Genomic DNA, 19169 nt, shown 5'->3' on the forward strand with positions numbered 1-19169 from the left:
GTAAGTGGACACCTTCAGATGAAGGTTTAAAGGGGGAGCCTTCGCTTCATACTGAAGCCCCCCTTATTTTTTCACACTGACAACAGAACAATAAGAAAGGAGTTGAGTAACCGCGTTATGCGCGCAGGTGAAGCAGACTAAAAGGCACATGTACATTAGGAGAGGCTTACATCGATAAGCTATGACTCTGATACAGCCTTTCACGCCTGATACACCAGCGCAATAACCCTTACCCAACTTCCAAGAGGACAATTGATGGCTACTATAAACTCTAAAATCAATTCCCGGGCTGAAGATTTCCGCGCCAACTATGATTCAATGGCTGAAGCGGTAAGCGACCTGCGTGACAAGACAGCACAAATTCACCAGGGTGGCGGCGCCAAATATCAGGAACGTCACCTGTCCCGCGGCAAGTTACTGCCCCGTGAGCGTATCAACGTTCTGCTGGATGAAGGCTCGCCTTTGCTTGAGCTTTCCCAACTGGCAGCCTACGGCGTCTACGATGACGATATTCCAGCGGCTGGTATCATTACCGGTATTGGCCGGGTTAGCGGTCAGGAATGTATGATCATCGCCAACGATGCAACCGTTAAAGGCGGAACCTACTTTCCACTGACGGTTAAAAAACATCTGCGCGCTCAAGAGATCGCTGAACAAAATCATCTGCCTTGTATCTATCTGGTCGACTCCGGCGGTGCTAACCTGCCCCAGCAGGATGAAGTATTCCCGGACCGGGACCACTTCGGTCGTATCTTTTTCAATCAGGCACGTATGTCGTCTAAAGGCATCCCACAGATTGCTGTAGTAATGGGTCTCTGTACTGCTGGTGGTGCATATGTTCCAGCTATGTCAGACGAGTCTATTATTGTACGTGAGCAAGGCACTATCTTCCTGGCCGGCCCTCCGCTGGTTAAAGCAGCTACCGGTGAAGTCGTTAGCGCTGAGGATCTCGGTGGAGCCGATGTTCACTGTAAAACATCTGGCGTAGCCGATCATTATGCTGAAAACGATCATCATGCACTCGAAATTGCACGCACTTGTGTAGCCAATCTCAATCGTCGCAAAGATATCAACATCAAGACTCAGCCGACTAAAGCACCGCTTTACCCAGCTGATGACCTGTACGGCATTGTTGGTACTGATCTGAAAAAACCATTTGATGTACGTGAAGTTATCGCGCGTATAGTCGACGGTTCTGAATTCGATGAATTCAAGAAGCTATACGGCACAACACTGGTGACAGGTTTTGCGCATATCCACGGCTATCCAGTGGGCATTGTCGCAAACAACGGCATTCTGTTTGGCGAGTCTGCACAAAAAGGCGCTCACTTCATCGAGCTTTGCTGTCAGCGTAAGATTCCACTGCTGTTCTTGCAGAACATTACTGGCTTCATGGTAGGTCAGAAGTACGAATCTGAAGGTATCGCTAAGCATGGCGCCAAGATGGTTACTGCGGTAGCCTGCGCCGATGTGCCTAAATTCACCGTACTTATTGGCGGCAGCTTCGGCGCCGGTAACTACGGAATGTGTGGTCGTGCGTACAGCCCTAATATGATGTTCATGTGGCCAAACGCCCGTATTTCGGTCATGGGTGGCGAACAGGCTGCCGGTGTACTGGCAACTGTAAAACGTGACAACATGGATCGCGTTGGCCAGGAATGGTCTGCCGATGAAGAGGCTGAATTCAAGCAGCCTGTTATCGAAACCTATGAGCATCAGGGTCACCCTTATTACGCCTCTGCCCGTCTTTGGGACGATGGTGTTATCGATCCAACTCAGACCCGCGACGTTCTCGGTATGAGTCTTTCTGCTGCATTGAACAAGCCGGTGGGTGAAACCCGTTTCGGCGTGTTCCGCATGTAACGGAGGGTCTGACTATGACTACTGATTCAAATAACCCACTGGTATTGCTTGAAAAAAGCAATAACGGTGTCGCTCAGCTAATCATTAATCGTCCTGAAGTTCATAACGCTTTTGATGACGATGTAATTGAACAGCTGATAGCCAACCTCGAAGCGACCAACGAAGACCCTGAAGTCAGGGTACTCGTACTGCGCTCCCGTGGTAAAAACTTCTCCGCCGGTGCCGATCTGGCCTGGATGAAACGCATGGCTCAAAACAGCCATGAAGAGAATATGGTAGATGCGGGCCGTCTGGCTCGTCTGATGGAAGTACTAAACGATCACTCCAAGCCAACTATCGCACTGGTACAAGGCGCCGCTTATGGTGGCGCTGTCGGCCTGGCCGCTTGCTGTGACATCGTTATCGCCGCCGAAAGCAGTGGTTTCTGCCTATCTGAAGTTAAGATTGGCTTGATCCCTGCGGTTATCAGCCCTTACGTTGTTCGCGCTATTGGCGAACGACAATCACGTCGCTACTTTGTTACCGCTGAACTTTTCAATGCCCGTACGGCACAAGAATTTGGTTTGGTACATGAAGTAGTAGAGAGCGTGGATCAACTGGATGAAGCCTGCGACCGTTTTATCGCAACTTTGCGTAAAAATAGCCCACAGGCAATGAAAGCTGCCAAAGATCTGATCTACGCAGTCAGCCAGAAGGAGATCACTAAAGAGGTGATCGATGATACTGCCCGTCGCATTGCGGACATCCGCGTCAGCGACGAAGGCCAGGAAGGACTAGGGTCTTTCCTGCAAAAGCGTAAACCGAACTGGATCCAGGAGTAAGCGGCATGTTTAGTAAAATTCTTATAGCTAACCGCGGCGAGATCGCTTGTCGTGTTATTCAAACCGCACACCGCATGGGTATTCGCTGTGTTGCTGTCTATTCTGAAGCAGACCGCAACGCACGTCATGTTGCGATGGCAGATGAAGCCTTTCTGTTAGGACCTGCACCAAGCAGCGAAAGCTACCTTCGGGCAGATAAAATTCTCGAGATCGCTAAGCAATCCGGCGCTCAGGCAGTTCACCCAGGTTATGGCTTCCTGTCTGAAAATGCCCAGTTCGCTCAGGCTTGTGCTGACAACGGTATCGAGTTCATCGGACCACCTACCGGTGCAATCGAAGCAATGGGCTCAAAATCTGCTGCAAAAGAGATTATGTCTCACGCATCTGTACCACTGGTACCGGGTTATCACGGTGATGATCAGACCCCTGCCGTTTTGAAAGAAGAGTCAGTAAAATGTGGTTTCCCACAACTGCTAAAAGCTGTTGCCGGTGGTGGCGGTAAAGGGATGCGCGTTGTGAACTCTATTGATGAGTTCGATGAAGCACTCACATCTGCTTGTCGCGAATCCAAAAAGGCTTTTGGTAACTCCGATATGCTGATTGAACGCTACCTGACACAACCGCGCCACGTAGAGATTCAGGTGTTCTGCGATAAGCAGGGGAACGGTGTCTATCTGGCGGAACGTGACTGTTCTGTACAGCGTCGCCACCAGAAAGTTATTGAAGAAGCGCCTGCACCAAACCTTGCCGATGAAACCCGCATTGCGATGGGCGAAGCGGCTGTACGTGCTGCTCAGGCAATCGATTATGTTGGTGCTGGTACCGTCGAGTTTTTGTACGACGTGGATGGCTCTTTCTACTTCATGGAGATGAACACCCGCCTGCAGGTAGAGCACCCGGTCACCGAGCTCATCACCGGACAAGATCTGGTTGAATGGCAGCTACGTATTGCCAGTGGTGAACCCCTGCCACAGCAGCAGGATGAAGTCCGTGTCCACGGCCACGCTCTGGAAGCTCGTATTTATGCCGAAGACCCGGATAACGAATTCCTGCCGGCTACCGGCACCCTGCACTACCTGCGCACACCGGAAGAAAGCCAGCACGTGCGGGTTGATACCGGCGTAGTTGAAGGTGATGAAGTCAGCGTATTTTACGATCCAATGATCGCCAAACTGATTGTCTGGGATGATGATCGTGACCGCGCTATCGCTCGCATGGAAAAAGCCCTTGAGGAATATCGCATCAGCGGCCTTAAGACTAACCTGCGATTCCTGCGTAACCTGGCAGGAAGTGCGCCATTTAAAGCATTAGATCTGGACACCGGTTTTATCGAGAAGCATGAAAAGCTGCTATTCCCAGCCAGCAATCTGGATACCCAGTACTGCCTGGTCATGGCCGCCTGCTTCTTCAGCGAAAAAACCAAACAGCAAGCCACGAATCCAGATGATCCGTTTTCTCCTTTTGGTCATCAGAATAGCTGGCGCGTTAACTCTGAGTACGCCCGTCCACTCAAGCTTATTCATAACGAAGCCGAATATGACCTGAGCATTGTCGAGCAGAACGGTCAGTATCAGATTCAGGTTGGCGATGCCAGCTATCAGGTATCTGCACAGCTTAACGATGACAAACTTGATGTGATCATCAACGGCCACCGCCTTAGCGTGCATCTGTTTAATGATGGTGACGATCTGACCCTGTTCCACGAAGGCGAGCAGTTTATCTGTGAGCAGCATCGTGAAAGCTTCAGTAGCGACGACAGCGCTGGTGATAACAGCCTGACTGCACCTATGAATGGTGCCGTTGTTGCGGTACTGGTTGAAGCTGGCCAGGAAGTTAAACAAGGCGAAACCGTAGTAATCATGGAAGCGATGAAGATGGAGCACAGCCTGAAGGCACCTCATGACGGTACTGTGGCTGAGGTGTACTTCGCTGAGGGTGATTTGGTTGAAGATGGTGCTGAGCTAATTTCGCTAAATGCTGCGGAGGACTAAGCATGGCTTTTCCTAAGCATGTTCGCCTATTCGAAATGGGGGCCCGCGACGGTCTCCAGAACGAATCCGGCCCGGTGATCGATACAGCTATAAAGGTTGAGTTGATCAACCAGCTAAGCGATACCGGTCTGACGCATATCGAAGCGGCCAGTTTTGTCTCGCCCAAATGGGTTCCTCAGATGGGCGATGCCAGCGCCGTAATGGCTGGTATTACCCGCAAACAGGGTATTACCTATTCAGCGCTGACGCCTAACGTAAAAGGCCTGGAAGGGGCGATTGCTGCCGGCGCGGATGAAGTTGCCGTATTTGGTGCCGCCTCGGAAGCGTTCACCCAGAAGAACATCAACTGTTCAATAAAGGAAAGTCTTGAGCGCTTCGCGCCCGTGATCGAAATGGCCAAAGAACATAACATCCGGGTGCGGGGCTATGTCTCCACCGTGATGGGCTGTCCTTATGATGGTGAAATTGATCCGGCACAAGTGGCAGCGGTCAGTCGAGATCTTCTGGACATGGGTTGTTACGAAATTTCTTTGGGCGACACTATCGGTGTCGGTACCCCACTGAAAGCGAAACGAATGCTCGAAGCCGTTGCACAACAAGTGCCCGTTGAAAAGCTGGCAGCTCACTTCCATGACACTTACGGTCAGGCTTTGTCTAACCTATACGCGGTTGTAGAAGAAGGTGTTGCTGTCATTGACGCTTCTGTTGCTGGTCTTGGCGGGTGCCCTTACGCTCAGGGTGCGTCTGGAAATGTTGCTACCGAAGACGTACTTTATATGCTTAACGGGCTCGGTATTGAGACCGGCGTTGATCTTCAAAAGCTGGCGCAAACCGGCCACTGGATCACGGCTCAACTGGGCCGTACCAGTGGCTCAAAAGTCGCACTGGCACTCGGATGTAACTAAGCACCGCGGTCACAGGGTAAGCCTTTATCTGAAGCGCTTGATAGAAGATAAGGGTTTACCCTAATATAGACAATATTAAAACCGCTCTGACATAACAATAATACGGAGTAATAGGATGTCTCAACCGGACCATGTTACCGCGCTGGATCTAAACTTTCCGACACGGGATGAACTATCACCGGACTTCAAAAAATACTTCGAAGTCTGTGATGAAAAGCTGGGAATGGTACCTAACGTACTGACCGCTTATAGCCACAACGCAGCACAATTAGACGTGTTCTCTAAGTTTTATAATGAGCTGATGTTCGGTGAAGGTAATTTAACCACATTAGAACGCGAAATGATCGCTGTTGCAGTGTCCTCTCAGAACCACTGTTTCTATTGCATAGTCGCCCACGGTGCTGCAGTACGGAACTATTCTGAAGACCCTGCTTTGGGCGAACTGATGGCGATTAATTATCGTGCTGCAGAGCTTTCTCAGCGACACCGGTCCATGCTTGATTTTGCCGTGAAAATGACTATTTCTGCAGATGCGATCGAAGAGGAAGACCGTCAGGCACTCCGCGATGCAGGCTTTTCAGATCAGGATATTTGGGATATCGCCAACGTGGCCGGTTTCTACAACATGACTAACCGAATTGCCAGTGCCGTTGATATGCAACCGAATCCTGAATATCACGCACAGGCCCGTTAACCGAATTAACTAACCTAATTGAAGCGAGAGTACAGCGGCTTACGCCTAAACGAATAGCTGACTGACAGAATAACAAGGCTCTCCGTCAAAAAGAATAAAGAAGGGATAAAGCAATGAGCAATGCAAAACCCAGTTACACCAGCGGTACTAGTAATAAACCGCTACTCGGCATGACCATCGGCGATAAGTTCGATGAGATCTGTGCCACCTACCCCGACAACGATGCACTGATTGTACATTATCAGGATATTCGCTGGACCTACTCACAATTGCGCGAACAAGTTGAACAGTGCGCCCGCGCCCTTCTGGCGGTTGGCGTAAAAGCCGGTGACCGGGTCGGAATGTGGTCACCAAATAATTTTCAGTGGACAGTTACTCAGTTCGCCACCGCTAAAGTCGGCGCCATCCTGGTTAACGTTAACCCGGCTTACCGTCTCCACGAACTTGAGTATGCTCTTAACCAGTCTGGTGCCAGATACCTGGTAACTGCAGATAGTTTCAAATCATCTAATTACACTCAGATGCTGCAAGAATTAGCCCCAGAACTGAGCAACTGCGAGAAAGGCCAGCTTAAATCAGAAAAGCTGAAAACACTTGAATGCATTATTAACCTGTCAGAAGAACAGCATCCGGGTATGTGGCGCTGGAACGACTTTGTTGAAGAAGCGAGCAAGGTTGAACTGTCAGAAGTAGAAGCAATTCAGGCAACGCTGCAGTTCGATGACGCTATCAATATTCAGTACACTTCGGGAACCACTGGTTTTCCTAAGGGTGCCACGCTGAGTCATCACAATATCCTGAATAACGGCTATTTTGTTGGTGAGAGTCAAAATCTAACGGATAAAGATCGCCTGATCATCCCGGTTCCTCTCTACCACTGCTTCGGTATGGTGATGGGCAACCTGGGCTGCATGACCCATGGCGCAGCCATGATCTACCCAACCGACGGTTTCGAACCTAAGGCAGTGCTTGAAGCAGTGGAGAAAGAAAAAGCCACCGCTTTATACGGCGTACCTACAATGTTTATCGCTGAACTTGAAGATCCTGATTTCGATAAATATGACCTGTCTTCTCTGCGCACCGGCATCATGGCAGGTTCAATCTGCCCGGCTGAAGTAATGAAAGCGGTTAACTCGAAGATGAACATGCAAGAGGTTCAGATCGCTTATGGCATGACTGAAACCAGCCCGGTTTCTACTCAGACTGCCGCTGATGACCCTTTTGAGAAGCGCGTAACCACTGTAGGTCGTACCCAGCCACACCTGGAAACTAAAATTGTTAACGCTGCCACCGGGCGGATTGTTGATCGCGGTGAGATCGGTGAGCTTTGCACCCGGGGTTACAGTGTAATGCTGAAATACTGGAAAAACGAAGAAGCCACCAAGGGCTCCATTGACGAAAATGGCTGGATGCATACAGAAGATCTGGCCACTATGGATGAAGAAGGTTACATCCAGATCGTAGGCCGTATTAAAGATATGGTTATTCGTGGCGGCGAGAACGTCTATCCTAAAGAGATCGAAGAGTTCCTATACACTCATCCAGGCATCAGTGATGTTCAGGTTACCGGTGTGCCGGACAAGAAGTACGGTGAAGAGCTAATTGCCTGGGTTAAACTCAATGGTGATGCCGATAGCGTTACCGAAGAGCAACTTCGTGCCTTCTGTAAAGGTAAGATCACCCACTTTAAAGTACCGCGTTACTTCAAGTTCGTTGAAGAGTTTCCGATGACCGTTACCGGAAAGATCCAGAAGTTCAAGATGCGAGAGGTCTCCATCAAAGAACTGGGTCTGGATGATATCTGATACTGATTGTCGTCTGACCACATACGGAGGCTCCCTAAAAAGAGCCTCCGTTTTAACTTACGCAACCGGGCAAACTCAAATAGGACAGCAGCATGGATATAGACAATCATTATTCCGGCCAGATGGATGAGGATGCGTTACTTGCTCAATTGCGCGAGCGCTATCCCCGTGGGCCAACAGTCTATCAGCTGGCTCCCATAGACCAGCTCCATATTGGCGGTATCAAAGCCTCAGAAAAGCTATTGCTACAACTGCAAGAGATTCAGCCAAAAAAAATCCTTGAAGTTGGCTCTGGCGTTGGTGGACTGATGCGCCTGATCTCAACCCATATTCAGGAAAAGGACGCTTCTGTAGAGATCACCGGAATCGATATTACTCACCGGTTTAATACGCTGAACAGCTCAATATCTCAACTGTTCAAAAAAGACAGTGCTATCAGAGTTGCAACCTGTGATGCACAGCAACTACCCTTTGCTGACAACAGTTTCGACTGCATTATTTTTCAGCATAGTTTGTTGAATATCCCCAACACAGAACATTGTCTGCAAGAGTGCCGCAGAGTTCTGGACAGCAACGGCAATCTTCTGCTCCATGAAGTACTCCAGGGCCCTCATCCTGAACAGATGCGTTATCCCGTCCCCTGGGCACGAGCAGCCGAACAGTCACACCTCATTACTCTGACCGAGTTAACAAACCTTTTGACTTCAAGTGGTTTTACTCTTGATCATACGGACCATTGGTCAGAAGAAGCGCTGGCATGGCGTAAACGGCAAGCAAATAAAGAAACAAACCCAGAAAACCGTTCAACTGATAGAATTCCGCCCATCTCCCCCACCCAAATTCTGGGTGATGATTTCAACAAGATGGCACCCAATCTTATTGCTAATCTGAGTAGCGGTTCTATCGAAGTCTGGCAACTCAGTTGCCGCCTGCGAACGGCATAAATACTGCCATTTAGAGCGCCTTTCCTGTATCCTTCGCGCTCCTGTCATATTGACACTTCAGTTATAGAGAGCGTGCATGAAATTTACCGAGCTGGGCCTGTCGGCACCGATACTCACTGCCATTGCCGATAAAGGTTACGAGACCCCTTCCCCCATTCAGGCGCAGGCGATTCCTGCAGTACTGGAAGGCAAGGATCTGATGGCAGCGGCTCAGACCGGCACCGGAAAAACGGCAGGCTTCACCTTGCCGCTTCTTGAATTGCTTAGCCGGGGTGAACGCGCGAAAGGCAATCAGATTCGTGCTCTTATTCTCACTCCCACCCGCGAATTGGCCGCTCAGGTTGCTGAAAGTGTGCACGATTACGGTAAGCACCTGCCGCTTCGGTCTACCGCCGTCTTTGGTGGGGTGAGTATCAACCCTCAGATGATGCAGCTTCGTAAAGGTATCGATATTCTTATCGCCACCCCAGGTCGCCTAATGGATCTCTATAACCAAAACGCCGTGAAATTTAACAAGGTTGAAGTGCTGGTTCTGGATGAAGCCGACCGGATGCTGGACATGGGCTTTATCCATGACATCAAACGCGTCATCAGCTTGCTACCGCAGAAGCGTCAGAATCTGATGTTCTCAGCGACCTTCTCTGACTCAATCCGCACACTGGCTAAAGGGTTGGTCAACAATCCAGTAGAGATCTCCGTTACACCACGTAACGCAGCAGCTACCACTGTAAAACAGTGGATCTGCCCGGTTGATAAAAAACAGAAAGCACGTCTATTCACTGAACTCGTGAAAGAACACCAATGGCATCAGGTACTGGTATTTACCCGCACCAAGCGAGGGGCAAACCAGCTTGTTAAGCACCTGGATTCAGAAAAAATTAACGCTGCGGCCATCCATGGCAATAAAAGTCAGGGCGCACGAACCAAAGCACTTGCAGAATTCAAGCAAGGTAAAATACAGATATTAGTTGCGACTGACATAGCGGCACGGGGACTGGATATTGAACAGCTCCCTCAAGTCGTAAATTTTGACCTACCCAATGTTGCTGAAGATTATGTCCACCGAATCGGTCGTACCGGACGTGCCGGGGCAACCGGACAGGCCATATCATTGGTCAGCGCTGACGAATTTGATCAATTATCAGCGATCGAGAATTTAATTGGTAAGCTCTTAGAAAGAGAAGAAATCCTTGGCTTTCAACCGCAACACAACCTGCCAGAATCAAGGCTTAATACGCGATCACGAAAGCCTAAGAAACCAAAAAAACCAAAGCCACATATCGAGCACAAAGATGGCCAGCGTTCCGCAGATGTTGCTCGCGGTCATAAGCCAGCGGGTAAAAACAAACGTCATCGCGCATCTGGCAACAATCAGGATCAAAAGCAGACCGGCGGCAACACCTCACAGGGACAAGCCAAGCCTGGTTCCAGAAAAACTGCCAGCGCCAAACCTGCAGGAAACAGCCAACAACCCGCCAATCGCGGTGGACGCTCTGGCAATCGTGGAAATAGTTCAGCAAAGCCCGGCCAACGCTCCGGTAATCGGGGCCCTGCCCGGGGTTAAGCCCGGACCGGCGTTTTTTTAACTAAGCTGAACATTACAGACTGAAAATAATTTTCTCTGTAGGTATAGTTCTAACCTCTGATCTTAAAGGTAGCTAACTATGCGATTTCTTATTATTGGTGCCGGAGGCATAGGTTGCTACTACGGCGCCAGACTCCAACTTAAGAGCCACCAGGTATGTTACCTGGCCCGTGGTGAACACCTACAGGCACTTCAAGAACACGGATTACAAGTCAGCCATCAGGATCTTAAGTTTTCGGAACCGGTGGAAGCCGTCGATCTTGAGGCCCTGAAAAAGGATCACAGCTGTACCGACTATGACCTTATCCTGCTCACACTCAAGACCGGTTCAACAGACTCAATTCTGGCGCAACTGAAGTCCTGGCTTGACGCCGCAGACACGCCTGTTTTATCACTTCAGAATGGCGTTGATAATGAACCGATGATCGAGCAGACTCTGAACCGCCAACGCACGCTTGGCGGCCTTGCTGTTCGTATCGGTGGCCATATCATTGCACCGGGTAAAATCGAAGCGACAGGCCCTGCTCAGGTAGTTTTTGGTAGCTGGCCAAATCACAATAGCGCAGAGATTTTCAATCCTGCTGCACTGGCTTTATTTGCAGATGCTTTTAATAACGCAGGCATCCCCGCCCGCATTAGTGACGACATACGTCATGAACTATGGCGTAAACTGTTAATCAACAATGGCGTCAATCCTCTTTCAGCCCTGACTCATCTGGATACCCGCAGCCTGACGTCTCACCCTACTTACGGCAAAACCGTGTATCGGATGATGCAAGAAGTCGCCGCTGTATCCCTGGCTGATGGTGTCGAGCTAAGCCAACAAGACATCGACGAAATGTTTGAGCTGATTAGCAACTTCGATGCTATCAAAACCTCAATGCTGGTTGATAAGGAGAAAGGCCGGCCGCTTGAGCTGGACGGCATCAGCGGAGCTGTTATAAAGCGAGCCCGACAACTGGCGATCGACGTCCCTAATACTGAATTGGTTCACGCCCTGTTACTGCAGCAAGAGTAAACCAGCCTTTTATAGAACATAAAAAAACAGGAATAACATATGGATCTGCAACAGTTCACCCAACAGCTTAACACCCCTGCAAAAATAGACTTTGAAGACACCATGGCTGTTATCGAAGCGCATTATGACTACACCCCTGCCCGCTTCAGTAACGGTGATCTGATCAATGAAGCAGGCACGAATGAAGGCTCCTGTAAGATCTTTGCATTTGCTAAAATACACAGCCTGTCAGAACAACAGACGCTCAACTGTTTTGGCCGTTTTTACCATCAGGATGTGTTGGAAAATCCTCAGAACAATGATCATGGCAATATCCGTAATTTCATGGCTCAAGGCTGGGCAGGCATCAACTTCGAAGAGACAGCACTACAGCAAAAACAAGGTAGTTAATTCATAGAAAAAACCTGCGACAATCTGTCGCATATAAGAAACATCATGGTCGCATAAAAAAGACAGAATACGACTTTTTCCTATATTCATTAACCCCTTATCAAGCGATACTGATTTCGTTGGATCGATTCTCTTCAAGGACTGAAGAAAAACTGGGGGACAAGGAAGTATAACGCGATATGGAAATGACCTTTTGGCAGGATGCTATCGGGTATTTCGCAAAAATTTCCATGGATGGAAAACCTCTTCCAGGATTGTGAAGAGGTAATTAACGGACATTCTTGCAGTTGAAAAAAGAGCTCATAGTCTTGATGCTCTTTTTTTTCGCCTGAAAGAAACCTCTTTCAATCAAACAACAGAACTGATCATTTTAATTGCCAGCCCCAGCAGCAATACAGCAAATACTTTTTTCAATACCGGAACCGGAAGCAGGTGCGAGACATGAGCACCCAATGAGGCTGTCAGAAAACTCATCATGGAGATCAGAATCACGCCAGGCAAATAGATGAAACCGAATACATAATCAATATTTAAGTCAGCTGACAAGCCGTTCACCAAATAACCCAATGTTCCCGCCACAGAAATTGGCAAGCCGATAGCCGCTGACGTACCTATCGCCTTTTTGACATCAATATTATGCCAACTAAGAAAAGGCACAGTCAAAGTTCCTCCACCGATAGAGACCAATGCAGAGATACTTCCAATAACCCCACCTGCGGCAAACAAGCCAGGCTTACCGGGTAATACGCGAGTAGGTTTAGGCTTCATATTAAGGAACATCTGAACCGATGCATAGACAAGAAAGCAGGAAAAAAACATTCCTAATATTGTAGAACTCATCACCGCCGCAACAAACGTTGCTAAAAAAGCACCCACAATAATTCCAGGTGCCATCAGCCTGACGACTTGCCATAGGACACCGCCCTTTCGATGATGGGCTCGCATACTGGAAATAGAAGTAATAACGATTGACGCAATTGATGTCCCTAAAGCAAGATGAACAACCTGCTCCTGAGGAATGCCCTGCCATATGAAGATGGAAGTTAGTACCGGCACCATCACCAGACCACCACCAATTCCCAGTAAACCCGCCAGAAAACCGACAACAGCCCCCAGACTGATAAATGCAATAATTAACTCAATTTCCATCATTCATACCTGCAACTAATAAAAAGCCGCAACAATTGTTACGGCTTTTCAAGAATTAACCATTATTTAAGCTAACTTATCATCTGCCACTTTGTAATTTGGATCTTCGGCACGATTGATCTCTACAACACTGCCAGCTTTTTTCAGCAATTGAATACACTCCAGACTCAGGTGGCGAATGTGAATATCAATACCCGCTTTTTGATAGCGTTCAACCAGTGAATCTATCACCTCCACACCGGAATGATCCATTACACGGCAGTTTGCGAAATCAATAATCACTTCCTGAGGGTCAAACTTAGGTGTGAAGTTATCACGAAATGCCTGAACAGATCCGAAAAACAGCGGACCACTTGGCTTATAAACCTTGAGAAAGCCGTTATTGTGCATGCTGGTTTCCACCAGCATATGCTTCGCGTGCTTCCAGGCAAAGACTAATGCCGACACGATCACACCAACAATCACAGCAATGGCCAAATCGGTTAATACCGTTACAACAGTAACAGTCACAACAACGATCGCATCCGAAGGTGGAATTTTACGCATCATATTGAGACTGGCCCACTCGAAAGTACCAATAACAACAATAAACATCACACCGACAAGCGCCGCAACCGGGATAATCTCAATCCAGCTGGAACCTACCATAATGAACAGCAACAGAAAAAGTGCTGCGGAGATACCTGACGCGCGCCCAGTTCCACCAGAGCTTATATTAATCATACTCTGACCAATCATGGCACAACCGCCCATACCGCCAAAGAAACCGGTCGCCACGTTTGCTACACCCTGACCAACGCACTCTTTATTACCCCGTCCACGGGTCTCAGTAATTTCATCAATCAGGGTCAGCGTCAGCAGAGACTCAATCAAGCCAATGGCTGCTAAGATCAACGCGTAAGGAAAAATGATTTTCAGCGTTTCGATATTAAGCTCAACCATAGGGATATGAAACTGCGGCAGACCGCCCGCGATACTTGCGCTAGCGTCACCCGTCATATCTGCCAGAACATCTTGCACACTCCGGGCAGCATCAATATCCAGACCGATAACGAGACCGGTCACTGCTAAAATCGCCACCAGCGTTGATGGAACAGCAGTTGTCAGTTTTGGCAGAAAATGGATAATTGCCATCGTTAACGCAACCAGCCCCAGCATAATCGCCATCTGCTCGCCCTGCATCCACCCCAGCACGCCGTCAGCATCCGCAATCTGAAACTGCTTCATTTGGGCCAGGAATATGACAATGGCCAAACCATTAACAAAGCCCAGCATTACAGGATGAGGCACCATACGAATAAACTTACCCAGCCGGAATATACCCGCTGCAATCTGCAGTATCCCCATCAAAACAACAGTAGCAAACAAGTATTCAACGCCATGTTGCGCAACCAGACTGACCATTACCACTGCCAACGCACCCGTTGCACCGGAAATCATACCCGGACGGCCACCGATAGATGCCGTGATCAGACCTACCATAAAGGCAGCGTACAGACCAACAAGCGGATCGACACCCGCAACAAAAGCAAAAGCCACCGCTTCCGGGACCAGCGCCAGCGCTACGGTGAGACCAGACAGCACATCGGCTTTCATGCTTTGAGAACGTTTATAAATCAACTGCAACATATGAGAACACTTATTTAGAATGGAGTATGGGGGGTAAAAGCGCGCGATTATAGCATTGTGCGGGCGCACAAAACAGTGCTAAGGGCGGATATGGGATAGTAGTTTTTTACGCAACAGCCCCAGGTTTGTGGCCGCTATATCAGCTGCAAGTACCCTGACGCCTGAAGAAATATACGCTTCATAATGATTTTGCAGCTGCGCAAGATTCTTCCAAGCCGGAGGAAAACGCTCAGCGTGACTCATCATTCCCCCATAAGAGTCTGGCGCCATATATCTAACGGAGGCTATCCCCGACAGAATCAACCGTGCCAGACACATTGGGCAAGGCTCCAGTGATACCAACATGGTTAACTCTTCTGGAGGACAATCCAGCCCCTGTTCAAGCTGATCAATCAACAACATCTCCGCATGGGCATGACTACTGTAACCAGCGCTAAAGACTCGATTCTCAGCCTGAGCAATTACTTTTCCCTGCGCATCTATCAGAATTGCCGCAATACCGTAATTACCCTGCTCTAACGCATCGAGCGCTAATCGACAACAGTAGAGACCATTAATGTCATCAGGATAGTCGGCATCTGCTTCTAACTGGTCCAACCGCTGAATAAGCTCAGCTATAAGCACTTCTGCCATCGAACTATCCCCCTCAATCAATCAATTTTAGCTGCTCTGCCGACTGAGGGTTACGCGGCTTCAGCCGATAACCAAGCCCGATTAGTCTGACCGTTTTACCACCCCGTAGCCATGCTTCACGACAAAGATGCTCGTACAGCATCAACGGGCATTCGGACCCACTTTGCTCAACCGTCGTCTGAGTAAAGTCTGAGAATTTCAGTTTTAAAACGCCTCCCGCTACCTCTCTTTGTTTACTGTGCCTTTGGAAACGTTGCTCAAGCTCTTCAAGCATAGCAGGTAACTGAGAGATGCAACTTTGCAGATCAGGCAGATCACTTGCAAACGTATGCTCAACACTAATCGATTTACGTTCTCGGCTTACCTTAACCGGGCGATCATCTTCTCCCCGGCTCAACTCATACAACCGCTTGCCAAACCGACCAAAACGGTTAACTAGTTTTGCCATACTTAATTGGCGAAGATCGGCACAGGTTTCGATACCCATCTGCTGCAATTTTCCAGAGGTGACCTTTCCCACTCCAAATATTTTTTTTACCGGTAATTGCAGAATGAAGGCATCCACCTTATCTGGAGTGATTACACAGAGGCCATCAGGTTTATTCCAGTCGCTGGCAATTTTAGCTATGAACTTATTCGGCGCCACACCGGCTGAAATTGTTATACCAACGGCTTCACTCACCCTGCGTCGAATATCCTCTGCAATCAGTGTCGCGCTACCACCAAAAACAGATACACCGGATACATCAAGATAGGCTTCATCCAGTGATAGCGGTTCAATGAGATCAGTATACTCTGCATAAATAGCCATAATCGCAGCTGAAGCTTCGCGGTATTTATCCATACTTCCAGGGATAACGGTAAGATTAGGGCAAAGTTTCATGGCATGAGCGGTCGCCATTGCCGAGTGTATGCCAAATTTTCGTGCCTGATAATTACAGGTAGAAAGCACTCCCCGGCGATCAGATGAGCCTCCAATCGCCAAAGGAATATCTCTTAAAGCGGGATTGTCCCGCATCTCGACTGCGGCAAAGAAACAATCACAATCACAATGGATTATTTTTCGTTGAGGCTGATCTATCACTACTGGCGGCCTGGCTACGTACTGTCTGTACGCCCAAGCCTACTACGAAACACTGTATAAAAAAACAGCTAAGCATTAATCAGTGAGCTCTTCACACTCTCAATATTTTGATTCAGCCAGATTGGGTTGATCGCTCCCCAGTTATCAATCACGTAATACCCATCGTTATTACGGCGGCCGTCCTGTCTGAAGTAGATATTGATACCCATACCCGGGATCGCTTTGATTACATCCTGAATCGTTCTGCGTGGCCAGCCTGTTTCAGCCATCAGGACCGGTACGCTGGGACGCTCCACGGTGGAAACCAGATGAGAAATTAGTAGACGGCGAGCAAATGTTGTATTCAGTATGTCCATTGAAACCTATTCCCTTAGATGAACGTTAAGCATAAATAGCAGCCACAATTCTGGAGTTTGCCAGGCTAAGCGTCAAGCCAGCCAGGTTAAAAAAATTGTCCCGGAGCAATTAATCATTAAGTTAACCTCCGATGGTAGGGCTACTAAGGATATTTGTAACGGGTTTTATTCGTAAAAAACATAATAACCACCTACGCTAAAGGTTATTAATAAGGAGAGCATCATATGGAATCAGATTCTTCGAATACTGAACAGGAACAGCATAACCCAATGGACGAACGACGAGTAATACAAGATCGCCGCGCTGGAAATGACCGCCGGAATCTGATTCGTTACGAAGCAGGTCGTCGAAAAAATCATGGCCGCCGGCAGGAAGACAAAGACCCCTGGAAAGAATCACTCGAATTCGATTAATCATCATATATGTCCATCAGACATCATTCCTCCTGTAATCAAACAGTCACTTTTCTGCCAACTTACTGTCACACAAATATCATAAATTTGGCCCGTAAACAGTAATAATACAGGCCATAATAGTGATCAACGTTGAACGGGTTATAAACGATAAATACCCTTCTTTTGCAGAAAAACCCTCTGCGATAAAAAAAACAACACTATTTCTTCTGCGACGTCTGTTCCACGAACAGGAGGTCAATAATTTTCTCGAAGAAAACGATAACAGTGAGGGCTTTGAGTTTATTGACCAAGTGCTGGATTACTTCAATTTCACATACAGCCTGACCAATAAAGATCTGATGAATATTCCCTCCAGCGGAAGAGTGTTAATAATCGCCAACCACCCACTCGGCGCCCTCGACGGACTCGCCCTATTGAAGATGATCGGCGAAATACGTAAAGATGTTCGTATTGTTGCAAATGATATGCTCGCCTCATTTACTCAGCTAAGCCCGCTGCTCCTACCGGTTGATAACCTAAACCGCTCAACTCGCAAGCAGGATATCGCCAATATTAATATCGCACTACAGAACGATGAAGCAGTGATTGTTTTTCCCGCCGGTGAAGTCTCCCGTGCGGGTGCGATGGGTATTAAAGACAGCCACTGGAACCAGGGCTACCTACACTTTGCAAAAAAAACTAACAGTCCCTTATTACCTATCTATATTGGCGGCAAGAATTCTTCGCTCTTTTATACCGTCTCGGGCATCAACAAAGCGTTCGCCTCTCTTTTACTTCCCAGGGAAATGTTCAATAAACGCGCCATGAATCTTATATTCAAAGTGGGTGAACCAATTCCCTACTCTCAGCTTGAAAAACTTCCATTACCTGGCAGTGAAAAAAGTAAACTTGTCAGGAAGCACCTCTATCGCCTTGCTAAGGGACGCAAGCCCTTATTCAAAACAGAAAAAACCATTGCCCACCCTCAAAACCGTCAAGCCTTAAAAAAAGAACTTAAGCAGTCTGAGTTACTAGGTGAAACTGCTGATGGTAAGCGAATCTACCTATTCGATTATCAGGCCGATTCTGTCGTGATGCGGGAAGTCGGCCGCCTCAGAGAGGTTTCTTTTCGCTGTGTAGGTGAAGGCACCGGTGAGAAACTTGATCTGGACCGTTATGACTCTCACTACCGCCATCTGATTCTCTGGGATGAAGAAGAACTTGAAATCGTCGGTGCTTACCGTCTAGCCGAAGCCTGGAAGATGAACAACAGTGAAGATAACCAGCTTTACAGCTCTACTCTGTTTAATTACTCCCCTGCAATGCAGCAGTTCTTCGAACAGGGTATTGAACTGGGACGCAGCTTTGTCCAACCAAAATATTGGGGAAAGCGCAGCCTCGATTATCTCTGGTACGGTATTGGAGCGTACCTTAAACGTCACCCCGAAGTGCGCTACATGTTTGGCCCCGTAAGCCTGAGTAATAGCTATCCGCAACATGCGAAAGACCTGCTGGTGTATTTTTATAGTCTCTATTTTCCCGATAAGGACGCGCTTGGTAAGTCTTTAGCCCCCTACAGGATCAATCAGGACGTGAGTTGTGACTTGAAAAAACTATTCAGTGGAGCAGACTACAAAGAAGATTTCCGCACGCTGAAACAGCAGATGGATTTTCTCAACTGTGTGGTACCCACGCTTTACAAACAATATGCTGATGTTTGCCAGGAAGGCGGGGTACGCTTCCTGGACTTCGGAGTAGATGCTGACTTTAATTTTTGTGTTGACGGGTTAGTGTTAGTTGATATGGACTACCTTAAACAGAAAAAGAGAGCCCGCTACATTGGCCAGATTAACTAATCACCAGGGTATTTAACATTAAGAGGCTGCAAGCCCCTCTGTTTTCTGCC

The 19169-nt window shown here is 48.2% G+C and carries 17 protein-coding genes; 12 read left to right on the plus strand and 5 right to left on the minus strand.

Going from position 1 to position 19169, the window contains the following annotated elements; translation table 11 throughout:
* Positions 1-255 precede the first annotated feature (255 nt).
* The 10 genes from AMJAP_RS10620 to AMJAP_RS10665 all read left to right on the plus strand — a co-directional run bounded on the left by AMJAP_RS10620 (position 256) and on the right by AMJAP_RS10665 (position 12016).
* Entirely contained in the window at positions 256-1863 is a 1608-nt protein-coding gene (locus tag AMJAP_RS10620) for a carboxyl transferase domain-containing protein (RefSeq protein ID WP_019620593.1), read from the plus strand.
* A gap of 14 nt (positions 1864-1877) precedes the next feature.
* On the plus strand, positions 1878-2684 hold the full coding sequence (locus AMJAP_RS10625; protein ID WP_019620592.1) for an enoyl-CoA hydratase/isomerase family protein: 807 nt from the start codon (positions 1878-1880) through the stop codon (positions 2682-2684).
* 5 nt (positions 2685-2689) lie between these two features.
* Positions 2690-4675, plus strand: a complete 1986-nt coding sequence (locus AMJAP_RS10630) for an acetyl/propionyl/methylcrotonyl-CoA carboxylase subunit alpha (protein WP_019620591.1) — start codon at positions 2690-2692, stop codon at positions 4673-4675.
* Positions 4676-4677: 2 nt separating this feature from the next.
* Positions 4678-5580, plus strand: coding sequence for a hydroxymethylglutaryl-CoA lyase (locus AMJAP_RS10635; protein WP_019620590.1), 903 nt, complete (start codon positions 4678-4680; stop codon positions 5578-5580).
* 115 nt (positions 5581-5695) lie between these two features.
* A complete protein-coding gene (locus AMJAP_RS10640) occupies positions 5696-6274 on the plus strand; it encodes a peroxidase-related enzyme (RefSeq protein WP_019620589.1) in 579 nt (192 codons plus the stop codon).
* A 113-nt stretch (positions 6275-6387) separates the two neighbouring features.
* Positions 6388-8079: an AMP-binding protein gene (locus tag AMJAP_RS10645; protein ID WP_019620588.1), complete on the plus strand. Its 1692-nt coding sequence runs from the start codon at positions 6388-6390 to the stop codon at positions 8077-8079.
* A gap of 92 nt (positions 8080-8171) precedes the next feature.
* Complete coding sequence (locus AMJAP_RS10650) at positions 8172-9023, plus strand: class I SAM-dependent methyltransferase (protein ID WP_019620587.1); 852 nt, start codon at positions 8172-8174, stop codon at positions 9021-9023.
* Positions 9024-9099: 76 nt separating this feature from the next.
* Positions 9100-10587: a DEAD/DEAH box helicase gene (locus AMJAP_RS10655; protein ID WP_019620586.1), complete on the plus strand. Its 1488-nt coding sequence runs from the start codon at positions 9100-9102 to the stop codon at positions 10585-10587.
* 100 nt (positions 10588-10687) lie between these two features.
* Entirely contained in the window at positions 10688-11626 is a 939-nt protein-coding gene (locus AMJAP_RS10660; RefSeq protein ID WP_019620585.1) for a ketopantoate reductase family protein, read from the plus strand.
* A gap of 39 nt (positions 11627-11665) precedes the next feature.
* Positions 11666-12016 (plus strand): HopJ type III effector protein, encoded by a 351-nt coding sequence (locus AMJAP_RS10665; RefSeq protein ID WP_019620584.1) that lies wholly within the window; start codon positions 11666-11668, stop codon positions 12014-12016.
* A gap of 348 nt (positions 12017-12364) precedes the next feature.
* Here AMJAP_RS10665 and AMJAP_RS10670 read toward each other — a convergent pair whose 3' ends face one another.
* From AMJAP_RS10670 to AMJAP_RS10690, 5 genes are all read right to left on the minus strand, one after another.
* A complete protein-coding gene (locus AMJAP_RS10670) occupies positions 12365-13165 on the minus strand; it encodes a sulfite exporter TauE/SafE family protein (RefSeq protein ID WP_019620583.1) in 801 nt (266 codons plus the stop codon).
* A 66-nt stretch (positions 13166-13231) separates the two neighbouring features.
* Positions 13232-14794 (minus strand): SulP family inorganic anion transporter, encoded by a 1563-nt coding sequence (locus AMJAP_RS10675; RefSeq protein WP_019620582.1) that lies wholly within the window; start codon positions 14792-14794, stop codon positions 13232-13234.
* A 78-nt stretch (positions 14795-14872) separates the two neighbouring features.
* The gene (locus AMJAP_RS10680) at positions 14873-15427 is read right to left on the minus strand and encodes a nucleoside deaminase (RefSeq protein ID WP_019620581.1); all 555 of its coding nucleotides are present in this window, start codon (positions 15425-15427) and stop codon (positions 14873-14875) included.
* 13 nt (positions 15428-15440) lie between these two features.
* Positions 15441-16511: a DNA polymerase IV gene (dinB, locus tag AMJAP_RS10685; protein ID WP_026339983.1), complete on the minus strand. Its 1071-nt coding sequence runs from the start codon at positions 16509-16511 to the stop codon at positions 15441-15443.
* Positions 16512-16579: 68 nt separating this feature from the next.
* Positions 16580-16867: a helix-turn-helix domain-containing protein gene (locus AMJAP_RS10690; RefSeq protein WP_019620579.1), complete on the minus strand. Its 288-nt coding sequence runs from the start codon at positions 16865-16867 to the stop codon at positions 16580-16582.
* A 225-nt stretch (positions 16868-17092) separates the two neighbouring features.
* Here AMJAP_RS10690 and AMJAP_RS10695 point away from each other — a divergent pair, with 225 nt between their 5' ends.
* Both AMJAP_RS10695 and olsF read left to right on the plus strand, forming a co-directional pair.
* Positions 17093-17281, plus strand: a complete 189-nt coding sequence (locus AMJAP_RS10695) for a hypothetical protein (RefSeq protein WP_019620578.1) — start codon at positions 17093-17095, stop codon at positions 17279-17281.
* Positions 17282-17403: 122 nt separating this feature from the next.
* On the plus strand, positions 17404-19119 hold the full coding sequence (gene olsF / locus AMJAP_RS10700; RefSeq protein ID WP_019620577.1) for a bifunctional ornithine lipid synthase OlsF: 1716 nt from the start codon (positions 17404-17406) through the stop codon (positions 19117-19119).
* Positions 19120-19169 lie beyond the last annotated feature (50 nt).

It is taken from the genome of Amphritea japonica ATCC BAA-1530 (assembly GCF_016592435.1).
Taxonomy (GTDB): Bacteria; Pseudomonadota; Gammaproteobacteria; order Pseudomonadales; family Balneatricaceae; genus Amphritea; species Amphritea japonica.

Bases quoted from the DNA above. Each gene is read 5' to 3' on its own strand.
- AMJAP_RS10620 (WP_019620593.1), top strand. From the start codon at position 256: ATGGCTACTATAAACTCTAAAATCAATTCCCGGGCTGAAGATTTCCGC.
- AMJAP_RS10625 (WP_019620592.1), top strand. From the start codon at position 1,878: ATGACTACTGATTCAAATAACCCACTGGTATTGCTTGAAAAAAGCAAT.
- AMJAP_RS10630 (WP_019620591.1), top strand. From the start codon at position 2,690: ATGTTTAGTAAAATTCTTATAGCTAACCGCGGCGAGATCGCTTGTCGT.
- AMJAP_RS10635 (WP_019620590.1), top strand. From the start codon at position 4,678: ATGGCTTTTCCTAAGCATGTTCGCCTATTCGAAATGGGGGCCCGCGAC.
- AMJAP_RS10640 (WP_019620589.1), top strand. From the start codon at position 5,696: ATGTCTCAACCGGACCATGTTACCGCGCTGGATCTAAACTTTCCGACA.
- AMJAP_RS10645 (WP_019620588.1), top strand. From the start codon at position 6,388: ATGAGCAATGCAAAACCCAGTTACACCAGCGGTACTAGTAATAAACCG.
- AMJAP_RS10650 (WP_019620587.1), top strand. From the start codon at position 8,172: ATGGATATAGACAATCATTATTCCGGCCAGATGGATGAGGATGCGTTA.
- AMJAP_RS10655 (WP_019620586.1), top strand. From the start codon at position 9,100: ATGAAATTTACCGAGCTGGGCCTGTCGGCACCGATACTCACTGCCATT.
- AMJAP_RS10660 (WP_019620585.1), top strand. From the start codon at position 10,688: ATGCGATTTCTTATTATTGGTGCCGGAGGCATAGGTTGCTACTACGGC.
- AMJAP_RS10665 (WP_019620584.1), top strand. From the start codon at position 11,666: ATGGATCTGCAACAGTTCACCCAACAGCTTAACACCCCTGCAAAAATA.
- AMJAP_RS10670 (WP_019620583.1), bottom strand. From the start codon at position 13,165: ATGGAAATTGAGTTAATTATTGCATTTATCAGTCTGGGGGCTGTTGTC.
- AMJAP_RS10675 (WP_019620582.1), bottom strand. From the start codon at position 14,794: ATGTTGCAGTTGATTTATAAACGTTCTCAAAGCATGAAAGCCGATGTG.
- AMJAP_RS10680 (WP_019620581.1), bottom strand. From the start codon at position 15,427: ATGGCAGAAGTGCTTATAGCTGAGCTTATTCAGCGGTTGGACCAGTTA.
- AMJAP_RS10690 (WP_019620579.1), bottom strand. From the start codon at position 16,867: ATGGACATACTGAATACAACATTTGCTCGCCGTCTACTAATTTCTCAT.
- AMJAP_RS10695 (WP_019620578.1), top strand. From the start codon at position 17,093: ATGGAATCAGATTCTTCGAATACTGAACAGGAACAGCATAACCCAATG.